This window comes from Micromonospora sp. NBC_00330 (assembly GCF_036136635.1).
GTDB lineage: Bacteria > Actinomycetota > Actinomycetes > Mycobacteriales > Micromonosporaceae > Micromonospora > Micromonospora salmantinae.
The window spans coordinates 4,407,825-4,422,688 of record NZ_CP108012.1 but is presented as its reverse complement, the minus strand read 5'-3'; the positions used below and the strand labels follow the sequence as shown (position 1 = coordinate 4,422,688).

Sequence of the window (14,864 nt, the reverse complement as noted above, 5' to 3'; positions counted from 1 at the left end):
GTTCACGCCGCCCCCGTGTACGCCACGATGCAGTGGTGTGGTGAGAGCCGCAGACCGGCAGCAACCGGGCATGGGGGCGGGTAGTGGCGGGGGCGGACGCGCGGGAGAGCGAGTACCGGTACGGGCGCGGCCGCGAGATGGCCCGGGACGCTACCCGGGTGGAGACGTTCAGCGACGGCGTCTTCGGGGTCGTGCTGACGGTGATGGCGGTCGAGCTGCTCCAGACCGGCCCGGCCAGGGAGAGCGGGCGAGAGCTTCCGGACGCCCTGGCCCACGCCTGGCCGTCCTACCTGGCTTACGTGATCACTTTCGCAATCGCCGGGCAGGTGTGGCTGGCCCACCACAACCTGTGGCGGTATGTGGCCCGGGTCGACCAGATGCTTCTGGTCTTCAACCTGCTCGTGTTGCTCTTCATCGCCACGATCCCGTTCACCGCCGACCTGCTGTCGGACAATCTGCGCGGCAACCCGACCGAGCAGCGGCTGACCGCCGCTCTCTACGTCGGCACCGTGCTTGGTGAGGCGATCTTCGTCAATTTGAGCTGGTGGTGGGCTCGTCGGCGCGGCCTGCTCCACCCCGATCTGGATCCCCGGCTGGCCCGGGCCATCGCCAGGCGGATACTGCTGAAGCCGCTGTTCTACCTGATCGCCTTCGCCATCGTCTTCGTCGACCCCATCCTCAGCCTGTGCGCGTACCTCCTGCTGGTCGGCTTCTACCTGATCGGGGGTGTGGGTGACCTCCGGCCGGCCGGCCGGCCGAGACAGGGCCGGTCAGCGGCCTAGATCGGTGAGGATGCGGCGGGCGGCGTTGTGGCCGGCCGCGCCGATGACGCTGCCGGCCGGGTGGCAGCCGGCGCTGCCGGCGTACACACCGTCGACACCGGTGGCGTAGGGCATCCGGTCGGTGAACGAGACGGTGTTGTCGACGTGGTGGATGTGCCCGCCGGTGATGCCGAAGTGCTCCTCGATGCCCGGCGGCGGCAGCGGCACCGCGTCGGCGATCAGGTCGGCGGTGCCGGGGGCGTACTGCTCGACGATCGCGAGCAGCCGGTCGACGTAGCCGGGCAGCTCCGCCTCCCAGGTGGTGCCGGCCAACTCGTAGGGGACGGACTGGACGAAGAGCGCCGACGAGTGGTGCCCGGCGGCGTCGGAGAGCGACGGGTCGACTGTGGTGTGCAGGTACCACTCGATGGTGGGCTCCGCCGGCAGCAGCCCGGCCTGCACGTCCGCCCACATGGCGCGCAGCGCGGTCATCGGCGACGCCTCCGCCCCGCCGACCAGCGACGCCGACCCGGGCAGCAGGTGGATGGTCGAGCCGAACGGGCTCGGCGTGCCGTCCGGAAGGCAGGAGAAGCGCGGCAGCCCGGTGAGCGCCAGGTTGAGCTTGAGGGTGGTGCCGGGCCGGCGGACCGCCGCCATCCGTTCGCCGAGCCGCACCGGGAGCGCGCCGTCGGGCAACAGGTCCATCAACCGGTACGGGTCACACGCGCCGAGGACCACAGGGGCGGCGACCTCCCGACCGTCGGCCAGCACCACTCCGCTCGCCGCGCCGCCGTCCAGTGTCACAGCGTGCACCGGCGTACCGGTCAGGATCGTCGCTCCGGCGGCGCGCGCGGCCTCGGCGAAGGTCCGGGACACGGTGCCCATCCCACCCTCGGCGATCATCCAGGTGCCGCCGGAGCCGGGCAGTCGGCACATGTTGTGCACCAGGAAGTTGTGGCCGGTGCCGGGGTCGTCCGGGCCGGCGTTGAGCCCGGACAGGCCGTCGGTGACCGCATACATGCTGACCAGCAGCTCGGAGCGGAACTCGAACCGGGCCAGGTAGTCGGCGACCGAGCCCTGCACGAGGTCGACGAAGACCTGGCGCAGGGAGGGGCGGACGTGCCGCTCGGCGGTCTCCTGGACGCTCAGCGGCTCGGCCAGCCAGGCCGGGGCGAGGTCTTCCCGCAGCGCGGCCAGCTCGGCCTGCATGGCGTCGTCGGCGGCCACGTCGGCGGGGGAGAAGAACTCGGCGAGCTGCGCCCGGGTGGCGGCGGTGTCACTGCCGAAGAGCAGGTACGGCGAGCCGAGGCCGCCCGGGGTGGGCAGGAAGTAGTGCGGGTCGCGGCGCAGCACCGGGATCCGTACGTCGAGCGTGGCGAGCAGTTCCGGGGGCATCAGCCCGAGCAGGTACGACCCGGTGGAGTGGCGCAGCCCCGGCACCTTCGGGAACGGGTTCTCGGTGCGGGTCGCGCCGCCGATGACGTCGGCGGCCTCCAGCACGAGGACGTCCAGGCCGGCGCGGGCCAGCAGGACCGCGGAGACCAGACCGTTGTGCCCGGCACCGACGATCACGACGTCGGCGCGGGCCGGAATCTCACTGCTCATGCCGCGGCAGCCTAGTCCGCCCCACCAGCCCAGGTAACCCCTTTCCGCTGCCCACCAACCCTGCCCCACCCAGCCTGCCCCCACCCCCCGCCCCCACCCCCGCCCCCGGTGATCAAGAGGTTTGCGTCATCCGGCGGCCCGCTGGTGACGCAAACCTCTTGATCAACGGAGTGGGGCGGTGGTGGGAGTTGGGGCGGTGGTGGGGGTGAGGGCTGGGGGTGGGGGTAGGTGGAGGGTGAAGGTGGAGCCTTGAGTGGGGGTGCTGGTGGCGCTGACCGTGCCGCCGTGGGCCTCGGTGAGCTTGCGCACGATGGCGAGGCCCAGGCCGCTGCCGCCGGTCTGCCGGCTCCGGGACTTCTCGGCCCGCCAGAAGCGGTCGAAGACCCGGGGCAGGTCCTCGGCGCTGATACCGCTGCCGGTGTCGGTCACCGAGACGATGACCCCGGCGTCGGTCGCGCTGGCGCTGATCGTCACGCGCCCGCCCGACGGGGTGTGCCGTACCGCGTTGGCGACCAGGTTGCCGACGGCCTGGCGGAGTCGCACCGGGTCGGCGTCCACCTGCGGGTCGGCGTCGGTGCCTACCGTGATGGTGACGCCGACCCGGTCGGCCTGGGCCCGGTGCGCTTCCGCGACCTGGGCGAGCAGGTCGGTGAGGTAGACCTGTTCACGGTGCAGCCGCAGCGCGCCCGCGTCGGCCTCGGCCAGATCCTGCAGGTCGGTGATCACGTGCTGGAGCAGTGTCGCCTCCTCCAGCAGTGAGGAGAGCAGCCGGCGGTCGGGGGCCGCGACGCCGTCCTCGACCGCTTCGAGCCAACCCCGGATGTTGCTCACCGGCGTACGCATCTCGTGGGCGATGTCGCTGACCATGGCCCGGCGTAGCTGCTCCAGCCGTTCCCGCCGTTCGGCCATGTCGTTGAAGGCCTCGGCCAGCCGGGCGATCTCGTCGCGGCCGGTCACCCGGACCCGGGCGGCGCCGTCCCCGTCGCGCATCCGCTGGGCGGCCCCGGTCAGCGCGTGCAGCGGACGGGTCAGCCGGATGCCGGCGAGGACTGTGAAGCCGATCGTCACCAGCAGGACGAGTCCGGCGACCGCAACGATGCGGGTCTGGTTGGCGGGGGACAGGTCGAAGGTGGTCGAGGGGCGACCGCCCGGGTCGGTGACGAAGAGGGTCGCCGCCGGGGCGACGTACGGGAGGAGTTGTTCGCGCCGACTGGTGCCGACGCAGGCGCTGACGGCACGGTTGTGCTCCTGGTCGACGCCGGCCGCGCTGCGGGAGTCGGGTGCGCTGGCCGCCGGCTGCCTCGTCCAGGTCCAGTTCAGGTCCACCTGCACGCCGGGCAGGCGCCGCCGTGCCAGGCAGGTGTTCACCAGGGCGTTGAGCTGGGCGAGCGCCTTGCCCTCGGTGGGCGTACGGGTCGCGAGGTTCTCTCTCAACTGGCCGCAGACGGCACTGTCGGCGAGGTCGGTGCCCGGGGTGTCGATCCGTGGGCGGCCGGTGGGGCCGTCCACGACGGTGGCGTCGATCTGCGCCCGCAGCCGCAGACACTGGACCGCCTCGGCCGCCCTGTCGCGCAGCGCGGCGCGCTCCTCGGGCGGGAGCAGGTACGGCCCTGTGGTGCGCGGGTCGATCCGGCTGGTGCCGCCGTCACCGCTGCCCGGCAGTGTGGTGCCGGGCATCAGGGCGGTGTCGACGGCGAGCGCGTCGACTGTCGCTGACGACGTCGTCGGCAACGGGCCCGCGCCGGGGGCCGAGTCCGCGATCGGCGCACCGGTCTCGGTGGTCAGGGCGATCCGCCGGCCGACGTCCTGGGCGAGCGGCCGAAGGGCCGCGTCGACCCCGTCCCAGGTCGGGTGGGTCGCCGCGTACGCGAGCACCGTGTCGTAGATGCGCGCGTCGTCGGCGAGCGCCTGCCCCTGCTCCTGGCGGATCGCCCCGGTGGTGGTGCGGACGGCCAGCCACGCGGTCGCCGCGATCGAGCCGATGGCGATGAGGACGGCCAGCGCCAGCAGTCGGAGCAGCAGGCTGCGGCGCAGCGGGACCTCATCCGACACGGGGTGACTCTTCGACCAACTTGTATCCGACGCCGTACACGGTCACCAACCGGGCCGGCTTGCGCGGGTTCGGCTCGATCTTCCGGCGGAGGTTCATCACGTGCACGTCGACGGTCCGGTTGGTGATGTACCTGTCGAACCCGTGCAGGTAGCCCAGGAGCTGATCCCGGGTGAACGCCCGGGCGGGCTGGGCGGCCATCGCCTGGAGCAGCTGGAACTCGCCAGGTGTGCAGTCGACGAGACGTCCGTCGCTGCGTACCTCGTGGCGCACCGGGTCGACGTGCACCGCGCCGACCCGCAGCACCGGGTCCGCCGGCGTCCGTTGGCCCCGGCGCAGCAGGCTGCGGGCCCGGGCGACCAGTTCGCGCGGGCTGTACGGCTTCGTCATGTAGTCGTCGGCGCCCAGGTCGAGGCCGAGCAGCAGGTCGTCCTCGGTCGACCGGGCGGTCAGCATGAGCACCGGCAGGTCGGACTCCCGGCGCAGGATGCGACAGACGTCCAGGCCGTCGACCTTCGGCATCATCACGTCGAGGATCAGCAGCGCCGGGGGACGCCGACGGATCTGCTCCAGGGCGGCCCGCCCATCGGCCACCACGACCACCTCGTGCCCCTCGCGTTCCAGATACCGGCGCGCCAGCTCCGCCTGCTTCTGGTCGTCCTCGGCTACCAGCACGTACGCGCACACGGCAGCGACTGTACGTGGCCCCGACCGGTTCCAGCACGGGCGCTGAGCTGGGGCTATCGGATGACGACCGGTTCCTTACAGGTCTCTGACACGAGGGCGTGAAGCTGCACGCCATGACCAACTCAACCCATCGGGTCGCCGCCGGGCTCGCCGCGGTCACACTGCTCGCCGTCGCCCTCACCGGCTGCGGCGGCGGTGCGTCCAGCGCCGACAAGGACGCCGCCAGCGGTGACGTCGCGTCGCTCGTCACCCCGTCCGCCCCGCCGAGCGCCACCCCCGCCGGTGGTACCGCCAACGGTCGGCCGCAGCTTCGCCTGGACATGACCGACGAGGAGGAGGAGCGGCTCTGGGGGACGTACAACATCTGCCTGCATGACAACGGCGTGAAGCTGAACGACGGCCGGTCACAACCCGGCCCGGTGGGGGACGGTACCGGCCTGTCCCTCGACCAGAGCGGCGAGCCGAAGGCGGCGTACGTGGCGTGCGCGGACAAGCTGCCGCTCCAGCCGCCGGAGCTGGACCCGGAGAAGAACCCGAACTACGTGAGCCAGTGGAACGACTACGTCCAGTGTCTGCGTGGACGCGGAATGAAGATCCACTCACTGCCGGACGGCTCCGGCTGGACCTACGACGACGGGGTAGCCGACCCGACCGGCGGCCTTGAGGGTCCCGCCCTGGCCACCGTCGAGAGGGAATGCACGATGGAGATCTTCGGTGCCAAGAAGTAACCCGACCGACGATCCTGGTCGGCGGACGACCCGGCGTACCGCGATCGTGGTGGCGGTGGTGACCCTGGCGGTCGCCGTCGGTGCCGGCGTCGGGGCGCTGGCGCTGCGGCGGCACCCCGGCCGTGACGTCGCGAGCGCCCCGCCGCCGGTCACCACGACGACTGTGACCCGGGCCGACCTGTCGGACAGCCGCTCGCTGAACGGCACGCTCGGCTTCGGCCCGGAGCGGTTGGTGAAGGGCGCCGGGGAGGGCCTCGTCACCCGGCTGCCGAAGGTGGGCGACACGGTGGCCCGGGGCAAGCCGCTCTACTGGGTGAACGACCGACCCGTGCCGGTGTTGTTCGGCGGGACGCCGCTCTTCCGCACCCTCGACAAGCCAGGTCTGGTGGGCAGCGACGTACGGATCGTGTCGGACAACCTCAAGGCGCTCGGCTACCACACCGGTTCGCAGCCGTCCCGGGGCACCGACGGCACGAAGATCGGCACGGGTCAGGCACTGCTCACCGGAAGCCTCGTCGGCGCGATCAAGAAGTGGCAGCAGGCGCTCGGCCTGGACCCCACTGGCACGATCGGGGTCGGGCAGGTCGCCGTGCTGACCGGGCCGGCCCGGGTCAGCGCGGTGAAGGCGCTGCCCGGTGACCCGGTCGCCGGTGAGCTGCTGGCCGTCACCGAGAAGGTCAAGCTGGTCACCGTGCCGGTCGGGGCCACCGAGGTCGGCACCATCACGGTGGGCGCCGCAGTGGTCGTCGCCCTGCCGGACAGCTCCGAGATCCCGGCCACTGTCGCCTCGATCTCGCAGACGGTGCGCGGCGGTGGGTCGGACGGCGGCACCGGGCAGGGCAGCCCGCCGACGGTGGACGTCCTCGTCGCACCGGCCCGGGCCGCGGACGTGGCCAAGCTGGACGCGGCCACGGTGCAGGTTCGCTTCACCACAGCCGTCCACAAGGGCGTGCTCGCGGTGCCGGTCGGCGCGCTGGTGGCGCTCCGCGAGGGCGGGCATGCGCTGCAACTGCCCGACGGTGAGCTGGTGGCCGTCGAGACCGGGATGTTCGCCCGGGGCCTGGTCGAGATCAGCGGCACCGGTGTGACCGAGGGCCTCGACGTGGTGACGGCATCGTGATCGCCGAAGCGGTGCTGAACGTCGAGGGGGTCAGCAGGACGTACCCCGGCGGGGTGAGGGCACTGGACGACGTCTCACTGACAGTGCGCGCGGGCGAGATGCTCGCCATCGTCGGGCCGTCCGGATCCGGCAAGTCCACGCTGCTGAACATCATGGGCACCCTCGACCTGCCGACCAGCGGCCGGGTACGCGTCGCCGGGCAGGAGGTCACCGCGCTGTCCGACCGTCGGCTCTCCGCGCTGCGGGGCCGCTGGCTCGGTTTCGTCTTCCAGCAGTTCCACCTCACCGACGGACTGGACGCCGCCGAGAACGTCGCCACCGGCCTGCTCTACGCCGGGGTGCCCCGCCGTCGCCGTCGCCGCACCGCTATCGAGGCGCTGGCCCGGGTCGGCCTGGCCCACCGTGTCGACCACCTGCCGCAGCAGCTCTCCGGCGGGGAGCGGCAGCGGGTGGCGATAGCTCGGGCGCTCGTCAACGAGCCCGCGCTGGTGCTGGCCGACGAGCCGACCGGCGCCCTCGACACTGTCAACGGGGAGGCGGTTCTTGCCCTGCTCACAGACCTCAACGCGGAGGGCACCACCATCGCCGTGATCACCCACGACCGCGATCTCGCCGCCCGTACGCCTCGACAGGTGGAGATCCGCGACGGCCGGATCGTCGCCGACACCGTCACCGGGAGCGGGGCGTGAGCGCGACCCGGCTCGCCCCGACCGACGTACTCCGGCTCGGTCTGCTCGGCCTGACCACCCGCCGGATGCGGGCCGTCCTCTCCGCCCTGGGCATCTCCATCGGCATCGCCACGTTGGTCGTCGTGGTGGGCATCCCCGCGTCCAGCCAGCGCGACCTGATGGACCAGCTCTCCGCCCTCGGCACCAACCTGCTGCGGGCCGAGCCCGTGCCTGATCAGAACCCGCCGGTCCTCCTGCCCGAGGACGCCGCCGCCATGGCGTCGCGGATCGGACCGGTCCACACGGCGAGCGCTGTCGCGAACACCCACACCGCTGTACGCCGCAACGACCTGCTGGACCGGTACGACACGTCCGGGCTCACGGTGCTCGCGTCCCGGCCGGACCTGTTGGGGACTGTCAACGGTCGAATCCGCAGCGGGCGGGCCCTCGACGCCGGCTCGGCCCGGCTTCCGACCGCCGTCCTCGGCTACGTCGCGGCGAGCCGGCTCGGCTTCGCCACTGTGGACCCCCGGCAACCACCCCAGGTGTTCGTCGGCGAGCGCTGGTTCACTGTGATCGGCATCCTGGACCCTTTGCCGCTCTCCCCGGATCTGGACCGCTCGGTGCTGGTCGGGTGGGACGCCGCCAAGGCCATGCTCGGCTTCGACGGTCACCCCACTGTCGTCTACCTGCGGGCCAGGGAGGACGCGTTGGAGGACGTCCGTGCCGTGCTGCCGGCCACCCTCAACCCGCAGTTGCCCGGGCTGGTCCAGGTCAGCCGCCCCTCCGATGCGCTCGCCGCGAAACGGGCCACCGAGGACAGCTTCTCCGCGCTGTTCCTCGGGTTGGCGGCGGTCGCCCTGCTGGTCGGTGGGATCGGCGTGGCCAACACGATGGTCATCTCGGTGCTGGAGCGCCGTCGGGAGATCGGCCTGCGCCGGGCGCTCGGCGCGAACCGTGGCCAGATCCGGGTGCAGTTCCTCACCGAGTCGGTGCTGCTCAGCGTGCTCGGCGGTGCCGCCGGGGCCGCGCTGGGGGTGCTAGCCACTGTCAGCTACGCCAGCTACCAGGGCTGGCCGCCCACGATCCCACCGACCGCGGTGGCAGGCGGGATAGCCGGCGCCCTCCTGGTAGGGGTGATCGCCGGCGTCTACCCGTCAAGCCGAGCCGCCCGCCTAACCCCCACCGAAGCCCTCTCCACCCCCTGACCCCGCCCCCGCCTCGCCCTGCCCCCTGCCCCCTCGTCTCCCGGTGATCAAGAGGTTTGCGTCATGGAATGGCCTCCCGGTGACGCAAACCTCTTGATCAACCCGGCGGGGTGGGGGTGGGGTCGGGGGTGGGGGTTTGGGTTTGGGGGCGGTTGGTGCGCCAGTTCGAGAGGGCCAGGGTGGCGGAGTAGCCGGCCAGGACGATCACGTGGAACAGGTAGAGCCAGAGGAGGACGGCCACTCCGGCGCCGATGTCGTCGAAGCCGCCGAAGGGCACTCCCAGGTCCAGCGGGAGCGAGGCGAAGAGCACGAAGCCGTGCAGGAATCCGGAGAGGTTCGCCGCGGTGAACGACCCGATCCCGAGGGTGGAGAGCCAGTCCGGTGAGGCCGGCCCGACGACCCGGAACACCCACACCAGCACCGGCGTGAGCACCAGCCAGACCGCCAGGAACGACAGCACCACGCCGAGCACACCGAGCCAACCGCCCTGGCGTACGAGGCGGGTGGTGAGCGGGAGCGCCAGCAGGATCGACAGCAGCAGCGCGGGGGCCGGCGCGAGCAGTGGCAGCAGCAGGAGCCGGCCCCGCCAGCCGACCAGGTGCTCGTCGGAGCGGGGCGCGGCCACCGAGACGAACGCCCGGCGCAGGCCCTCGCCGTACAGCGAGGCCGGCAGCAGGGAGGCCAGCGCCAGCAACGGGGTCAACCCCACCCCGGCGTCGACCAGCGCCTCCACCGCCCGGGGCGCGCCGATCGCGGTGGGCAGGGCCTCCACGGCGTACGAGGTGAGCCGGCGTACCCGGTCGGCCCCGGCCACCAGTGCGGTGAGCCAGATCGCCAGCAGGGCGACCGGCACGACGGCGATCGCCCCGTAGAAGGTGATCGCGGCGGCGTGCAGTGACAGGTCCCGTCCGCGCACCGGACGGAACGCGGCACTGGTGATCCGTTTCGCGCGCTGCCATCCGTTGCCCATCGGGTCCTCCTTCCCTGTCGTCGGGGCCGTCACTCCTTAAGATCGCCGGTCATGACTGTTCTCACCACCGAACGCCTGATCCTGCGCGACTGGACAGACGATCCGGCCGATCTGGCCCGGATCTACGACATCTACTCGCGTCCCGAGGTCAGCCGATATCTGGGCGTGGCGTCGGGTCTGCCGATGACCGACCCGGCCCAGGCCGTCGAGCGGCTGGGGGTCTGGCAGGAGCGGCACGCCGCCGATGGCGGCCGGTACGGCACCTGGGCGATCGAGGTACGCGAGACGGGTCAGGTGGTGGGCACCCTGTTGCTCAAGCCGCTGCCGGGGCGCGACGAGTCGCGCCGGACCGACGACATCGAGGTGGGCTGGCACCTGCACCCGGACGCGTGGGGTCGTGGCTACGCCACCGAGGCGGCGCGCGCGGCGGTAGCCCGGGAGTTCACCGCCGGCACCCGGGAGATCTACGCGGTGGTGTCGCCGAGCAACGAGCCGTCGATGGCTGTCGCTCGGAGGCTGGGCATGACCCATGTTGGTCAGCGCACCGACTGGTACGGCGGGGAGCTGCTGGAGACCTTCGTGTTGACGGCGCCAGATGGCTGATCGTTCCCGTACGACCTGACGCAAGATCCGCGCAACTTCGGGGAAGGTGTGGCCTCCAGTAGTCGGGAGGCGGCACCTTCCCCGAATTCGTGGGCAGGTCGACGCGGGTGGCGGCGGTCAGGACAGACAAGTCCGTCAATAGTCACGGTGGTCGAAGTGTTGACGCTCCCGTAGCACGTCAGTAACCTTTGGGCCAAAGTAACGCAAGATTTCGACAAAGACGTGCACGGTTCTGTGCATGCTCTCGGAAGATTCAACGGGTCTCCTGGGGAGGCCCGTTGATGGTCGTACCCATCTGGTGTTTCCAGGACGAGCGGCGCCCCCGCGCCGCCCGTACCACCCCGTCTCTCTCGACACCGGCCCTCTCGCGTCGGCCGGCGCTGCACCGCCGCACCCCCACCCCCGTGGTCCAGCCACCGCGGCAACCGTCCCCCGACGACAAGGACAGTGATGAGACGAACGAATCTGTTCAGGATGGTGGCGGCCACGGCCGCCGCCGCGCTGATCGCGACGGCCGGGGCGACCGCCCTCGCGAACCCGGCCGCCGCCGCCGCCCGCCCGGCCGGCCCGGCCGCCGCCGCCGCCCGCCCGGCCGGCCCGGCGGCCGCACCGAGCACCGGCTTCGCCCCGGCTGCCACCAACCTCGCCCAGGGCCGTCCCACCCAGGAGAGCGGCCACGCCGACGTCTACGACTCGTCGAAGGTCGTCGACGGCAACGCGGGCAGCTACTGGGAGAGCGTCAACAACGCCTTCCCGCAGTGGGTGCAGGTCGATCTTGGCTCATCGCAGAGCGTCAACCAGGTCGTGCTGAAGCTGCCGACCTCCGGTTGGGGGACCCGCACGCAGACGCTGAGCGTGCGGGGCAGCACCAACGGTTCGTCCTTCACCGACCTGGTCGGGTCGCAGACGTACACCTTCAACCCGGCGAGCGGCAGCGCTGCCACCATCAACTTCAGCTCGACCTCCGCCCGCTACGTCCGGATCACCATCACCGCCAACAGCGGCTGGCCGGCCGGGCAGCTCTCCGAGCTGGAGGTGTACGGCAGCGGCGGCACCACCCCCGACACCACCGCCCCGAGCGTGCCGGGCAACCTCTCGTACACCCAGTCGGGCACCACCATCAGCCTCAACTGGGTGGCGTCGACGGACAACGCGGGCGGCAGCGGCATCGCCGGCTACGACGTCTACCGCAACGGCGCGTTCCTCCAGTCCATCGGCAACGTGACCACCTTCAACGACACCCAGCCGGCCACGGCGACCGTGTCGTACCACGTCCGGGCCCGCGACGCCGCCGGCAACCTCTCCGGCAACAGCAACACGGTGACCCGTACCGGCAGCGGTGACACCACAGCGCCGAGCGTCCCGGGGACGCTGTCGCACAGCACGTCGGGCAGCACGATCACGCTCAACTGGGGGGCCTCCACCGACTCCGGCGGCAGTGGGCTCGCCGGCTACAACGTCTACCGGGGCGGCAGCCTGATCGCCACGCTGGGCACCGTCCTCACCTACCAGGACACCCAACCGGCGACGGCGACCGTGTCGTACCACGTCCGGGCCCGCGACGGCGCCGGCAACCTCTCCGGCAACAGCAACACCGTCACCCGCACCGGCAGCAACCCGCCGGCCTGCACCAACGTGGCGCAGGGCAAGAGCATGACGGCGAGCGGCTCCACCTTCAGCTTCACCCCGGACAAGGCGAACGACGGGCAGCTCACCACCTACTGGGAGGGTGCGGCGAGCTACCCGCAGAACCTGACAGTGGCGCTGAATGCCAACCACTCCATCTCCGGCGTCACTGTGAAGCTCAACCCGGACCCGGCCTGGGGCACCCGTACCCAGACCATCCAGGTCCTCGGTCGCGACCAGGCGTCGTCCTCGTACACCAGTCTGGTGTCGGCGGCGGCCTACCAGTTCGCCCAGGGCACCAACCTGGTGACCATCCCGGTCAGCGCGACCACCGCGGACGTGCAGTTGCGGTTCACCGGCAACACCGGTGCCCCGTCCGGCCAGGTGGCCGAGCTCGAGGTGTGCGGCACCCCGGCGCCCAACCCGGACCTGGTCGTCAGCTCGGTGACCTGGTCGCCCACGTCGCCCAGCGAGGTCTCCCCGGTCACCCTCTCGGCAGTGGTGCAGAACATCGGGTCGGCCGCCGCCGGGGCGACCACTGTGAACTTCAGCCTGGCCGGCGCGGTCGTCGGCAGCGCCTCGGTGGGCACGCTCGCCGCGGGCGCCTCGACCACCGTGTCGTTCAACGCCGGTACGCGGCCGATGGGCAGCTACGCCGTCTCGGCGGTGGTCGACCCGGCGAACACGATCGTCGAGCAGAACAACGGCAACAACAGCTTCACGGCCGCGTCGCCGCTGGTGGTGGCGCAGGCACCCGGGCCTGACCTCCAGGTGCTCAGCATCGCCTCGAACCCGCCGAACCCGGCCGTCGGGGCGTCCGTCACCTTCACCGTGACGGTTCGCAACCGGGGCACCACCGCGACCGGCGCGACCACAGTCACCCGGCTGGTGGCGGGCAGCACCACGCTCAACACCAACACCGCCTCGATCGCCGCCGGCGCGACGGTCACAGTGGCCGTCAGCGGTAGCTGGACCGCCACCAGTGGCGGCGCCACCATCACCGCCACCGCCGACGCCACGAACGTGGTCGCCGAGACCAACGAGACAAACAACGCGTTCAGCCAGTCGATAGTGGTCGGTCGCGGGGCCGCCGTCCCGTACGTCTCCTACGAGGCGGAGGCCGGCCGTTACCAGGGCACGCTGCTGGAGGCCGACCCGCTGCGTACCTTCGGGCACACCAACTTCGCCAGCGAGTCCTCGGGTCGCAAGTCGGTACGACTCGCCAGCACCGGCCAGTTCGTCGAGTTCACCTCGGCCAACCAGGCCAACTCCATAGTGGTGCGAAATTCCATCCCGGACGCGCCCGGTGGCGGCGGCATCGAGGCGACCATCAGCCTCTACGTCAACGACGTCTTCTCCCGGAAGCTGACGTTGTCGTCGAAGCACAGTTGGCTCTACGGCAACACCGACGGGCCGGAGGCGCTGACCAACACGCCGCAGGCCGACGCCCGACGGCTCTTCGACGAGTCGAACGCGCTGTTGGCGCAGTCGTACCCGGCCGGCACCCGGTTCAAGTTGCAGCGCGACTCAGGTGACACCGCCTCCTTCTACGTCATCGACATGATCGATCTGGAGCAGGTGGCGCCGGCGGCGAGCCAGCCGGCCGGTTGCACCTCGATCACCTCGTACGGTGCCGTCGCGAACGACGGGATCGACGACACCGCCGCCATCCAGCGTGCGGTGACCGACGACCAGAACGGTGTCATCAGCTGCGTCTGGATCCCCGCCGGGCAGTGGCGGCAGGAGCAGAAGATCCTGACCGACGACCCGCTGAACCGGGGCACGCACAACCAGGTCGGCATCAGCAACGTCACGATCCGGGGTGCCGGCATGTGGCACTCGCAGCTCTACACGCTGACGGAGCCGCAGAACGTGGTGGGCGGCATCAACCACCCGCACGAGGGCAACTTCGGCTTCGACATCGACAAGAACACCCAGATCTCCGACATCGCCATCTTCGGCTCGGGCCGGATCCGGGGCGGTGACGGCAACGCCGAGGGCGGCGTCGGTCTGAACGGTCGCTTCGGCACCGGCACGAAGATCAGCAACGTCTGGATCGAGCACGCCAACGTGGGCGTCTGGGTGGGCCGCGACTACGACAACATCCCCGACCTGTGGGGGCCGGCCGACGGGCTGGACTTCAGCGGCATGCGGATCCGCAACACGTACGCCGACGGCATCAACTTCAGCAACGGCACGCGTAACTCGCGGGTGTTCAACTCGTCCTTCCGGACCACCGGTGACGACGCGCTCGCCGTCTGGGCCAACCCGTACGTCAAGGACCGCAACGTCGACATCGCCCACGACAACCACTTCGTCAACAACACCATCCAGCTGCCCTGGCGGGCCAATGGCATCGCCATCTACGGCGGCTACGACAACTCGATCGAGAACAACCTGATCTACGACACCGCCAACTACCCGGGCATCATGCTGGCGACCGACCACGACCCGCTGCCGTTCTCCGGCACGACGCTGATCGCCAACAACGGGCTCTACCGCACCGGCGGCGCCTTCTGGAACGAGGACCAGGAGTTCGGTGCCATCACCCTCTTCCCGGCCACCAGGGACATCGTCGGAGTCACCATCCGCGACACCGACATCATCGATTCCACGTACGACGGCATCCAGTTCAAGAACGGTGGCGGCAACATGCCGAACGTCGCCATCACCAACGTGCGGATCGACAGGTCCGTCAACGGTGCCGGCATCCTCGCGATGAGCGGTGCGCGCGGCAACGCCAACCTCACCAACGTGACGATCACCAACTCGGCCGACGGCAACATCGTCATCCAGCCGGGCTCGCAGTTCGTCATCACTCCCTGATCGACACGGTTT

General features: G+C 71.1%; 11 protein-coding genes. 7 read left to right on the top strand and 4 right to left on the bottom strand.

Annotation, left to right across the window (positions count from 1 at the left end; genetic code table 11):
* Window positions 1-137: 137 nt before the first annotated feature.
* Window positions 138-782 (top strand): TMEM175 family protein, encoded by a 645-nt coding sequence (locus OG598_RS19835; RefSeq protein ID WP_328655384.1) that lies wholly within the window; start codon window positions 138-140, stop codon window positions 780-782.
* Here OG598_RS19835 and OG598_RS19830 read toward each other — a convergent pair.
* The 3 genes from OG598_RS19830 to OG598_RS19820 form a co-directional block, all read right to left on the bottom strand.
* Window positions 771-2,366, bottom strand: coding sequence for a phytoene desaturase family protein (locus tag OG598_RS19830; protein WP_328650548.1), 1,596 nt, complete (start codon window positions 2,364-2,366; stop codon window positions 771-773). The two genes, OG598_RS19835 and OG598_RS19830, sit on opposite strands and share 12 nt — an antisense overlap.
* Window positions 2,367-2,528: 162 nt before the next feature.
* Window positions 2,529-4,418, bottom strand: coding sequence for a HAMP domain-containing sensor histidine kinase (locus OG598_RS19825; RefSeq protein WP_328650547.1), 1,890 nt, complete (start codon window positions 4,416-4,418; stop codon window positions 2,529-2,531).
* Window positions 4,408-5,103, bottom strand: a complete 696-nt coding sequence (locus OG598_RS19820) for a response regulator transcription factor (RefSeq protein ID WP_328650546.1) — start codon at window positions 5,101-5,103, stop codon at window positions 4,408-4,410. The genes OG598_RS19825 and OG598_RS19820 overlap by 11 nt, the downstream gene beginning before the upstream one ends.
* Window positions 5,104-5,216: 113 nt before the next feature.
* Here OG598_RS19820 and OG598_RS19815 point away from each other — a divergent pair, with 113 nt between their 5' ends.
* The 4 genes from OG598_RS19815 to OG598_RS19800 all read left to right on the top strand — a co-directional run bounded on the left by OG598_RS19815 (window position 5,217) and on the right by OG598_RS19800 (window position 8,827).
* Window positions 5,217-5,831 carry a hypothetical protein gene (locus OG598_RS19815; RefSeq protein WP_328650545.1) on the top strand — a complete coding sequence of 205 codons (615 nt, stop codon included), beginning with the start codon at window positions 5,217-5,219 and terminating at the stop codon, window positions 5,829-5,831.
* Entirely contained in the window at window positions 5,818-6,951 is a 1,134-nt protein-coding gene (locus OG598_RS19810; protein WP_328650544.1) for an efflux RND transporter periplasmic adaptor subunit, read from the top strand. Before OG598_RS19815 ends, OG598_RS19810 begins: the two co-directional genes overlap by 14 nt.
* A complete protein-coding gene (locus OG598_RS19805) occupies window positions 6,951-7,640 on the top strand; it encodes an ABC transporter ATP-binding protein (protein WP_328655383.1) in 690 nt (229 codons plus the stop codon). Before OG598_RS19810 ends, OG598_RS19805 begins: the two co-directional genes overlap by 1 nt.
* A 65-nt stretch (window positions 7,641-7,705) precedes the next feature.
* A complete protein-coding gene (locus tag OG598_RS19800) occupies window positions 7,706-8,827 on the top strand; it encodes an ABC transporter permease (RefSeq protein WP_328655382.1) in 1,122 nt (373 codons plus the stop codon).
* Between the two features lie 97 nt (window positions 8,828-8,924).
* Here OG598_RS19800 and OG598_RS19795 read toward each other — a convergent pair whose 3' ends face one another.
* Entirely contained in the window at window positions 8,925-9,797 is an 873-nt protein-coding gene (locus tag OG598_RS19795) for a YhjD/YihY/BrkB family envelope integrity protein (protein ID WP_328650543.1), read from the bottom strand.
* Between the two features lie 51 nt (window positions 9,798-9,848).
* On the opposite strand from OG598_RS19795, the gene OG598_RS19790 reads away from it, so the two are divergent.
* Window positions 9,849-10,400: a GNAT family N-acetyltransferase gene (locus tag OG598_RS19790; protein ID WP_328650542.1), complete on the top strand. Its 552-nt coding sequence runs from the start codon at window positions 9,849-9,851 to the stop codon at window positions 10,398-10,400.
* A 450-nt stretch (window positions 10,401-10,850) separates the two neighbouring features.
* Entirely contained in the window at window positions 10,851-14,852 is a 4,002-nt protein-coding gene (locus OG598_RS19785) for a CARDB domain-containing protein (RefSeq protein WP_328650541.1), read from the top strand.
* The last annotated feature ends 12 nt before the right edge of the window (window positions 14,853-14,864 follow it).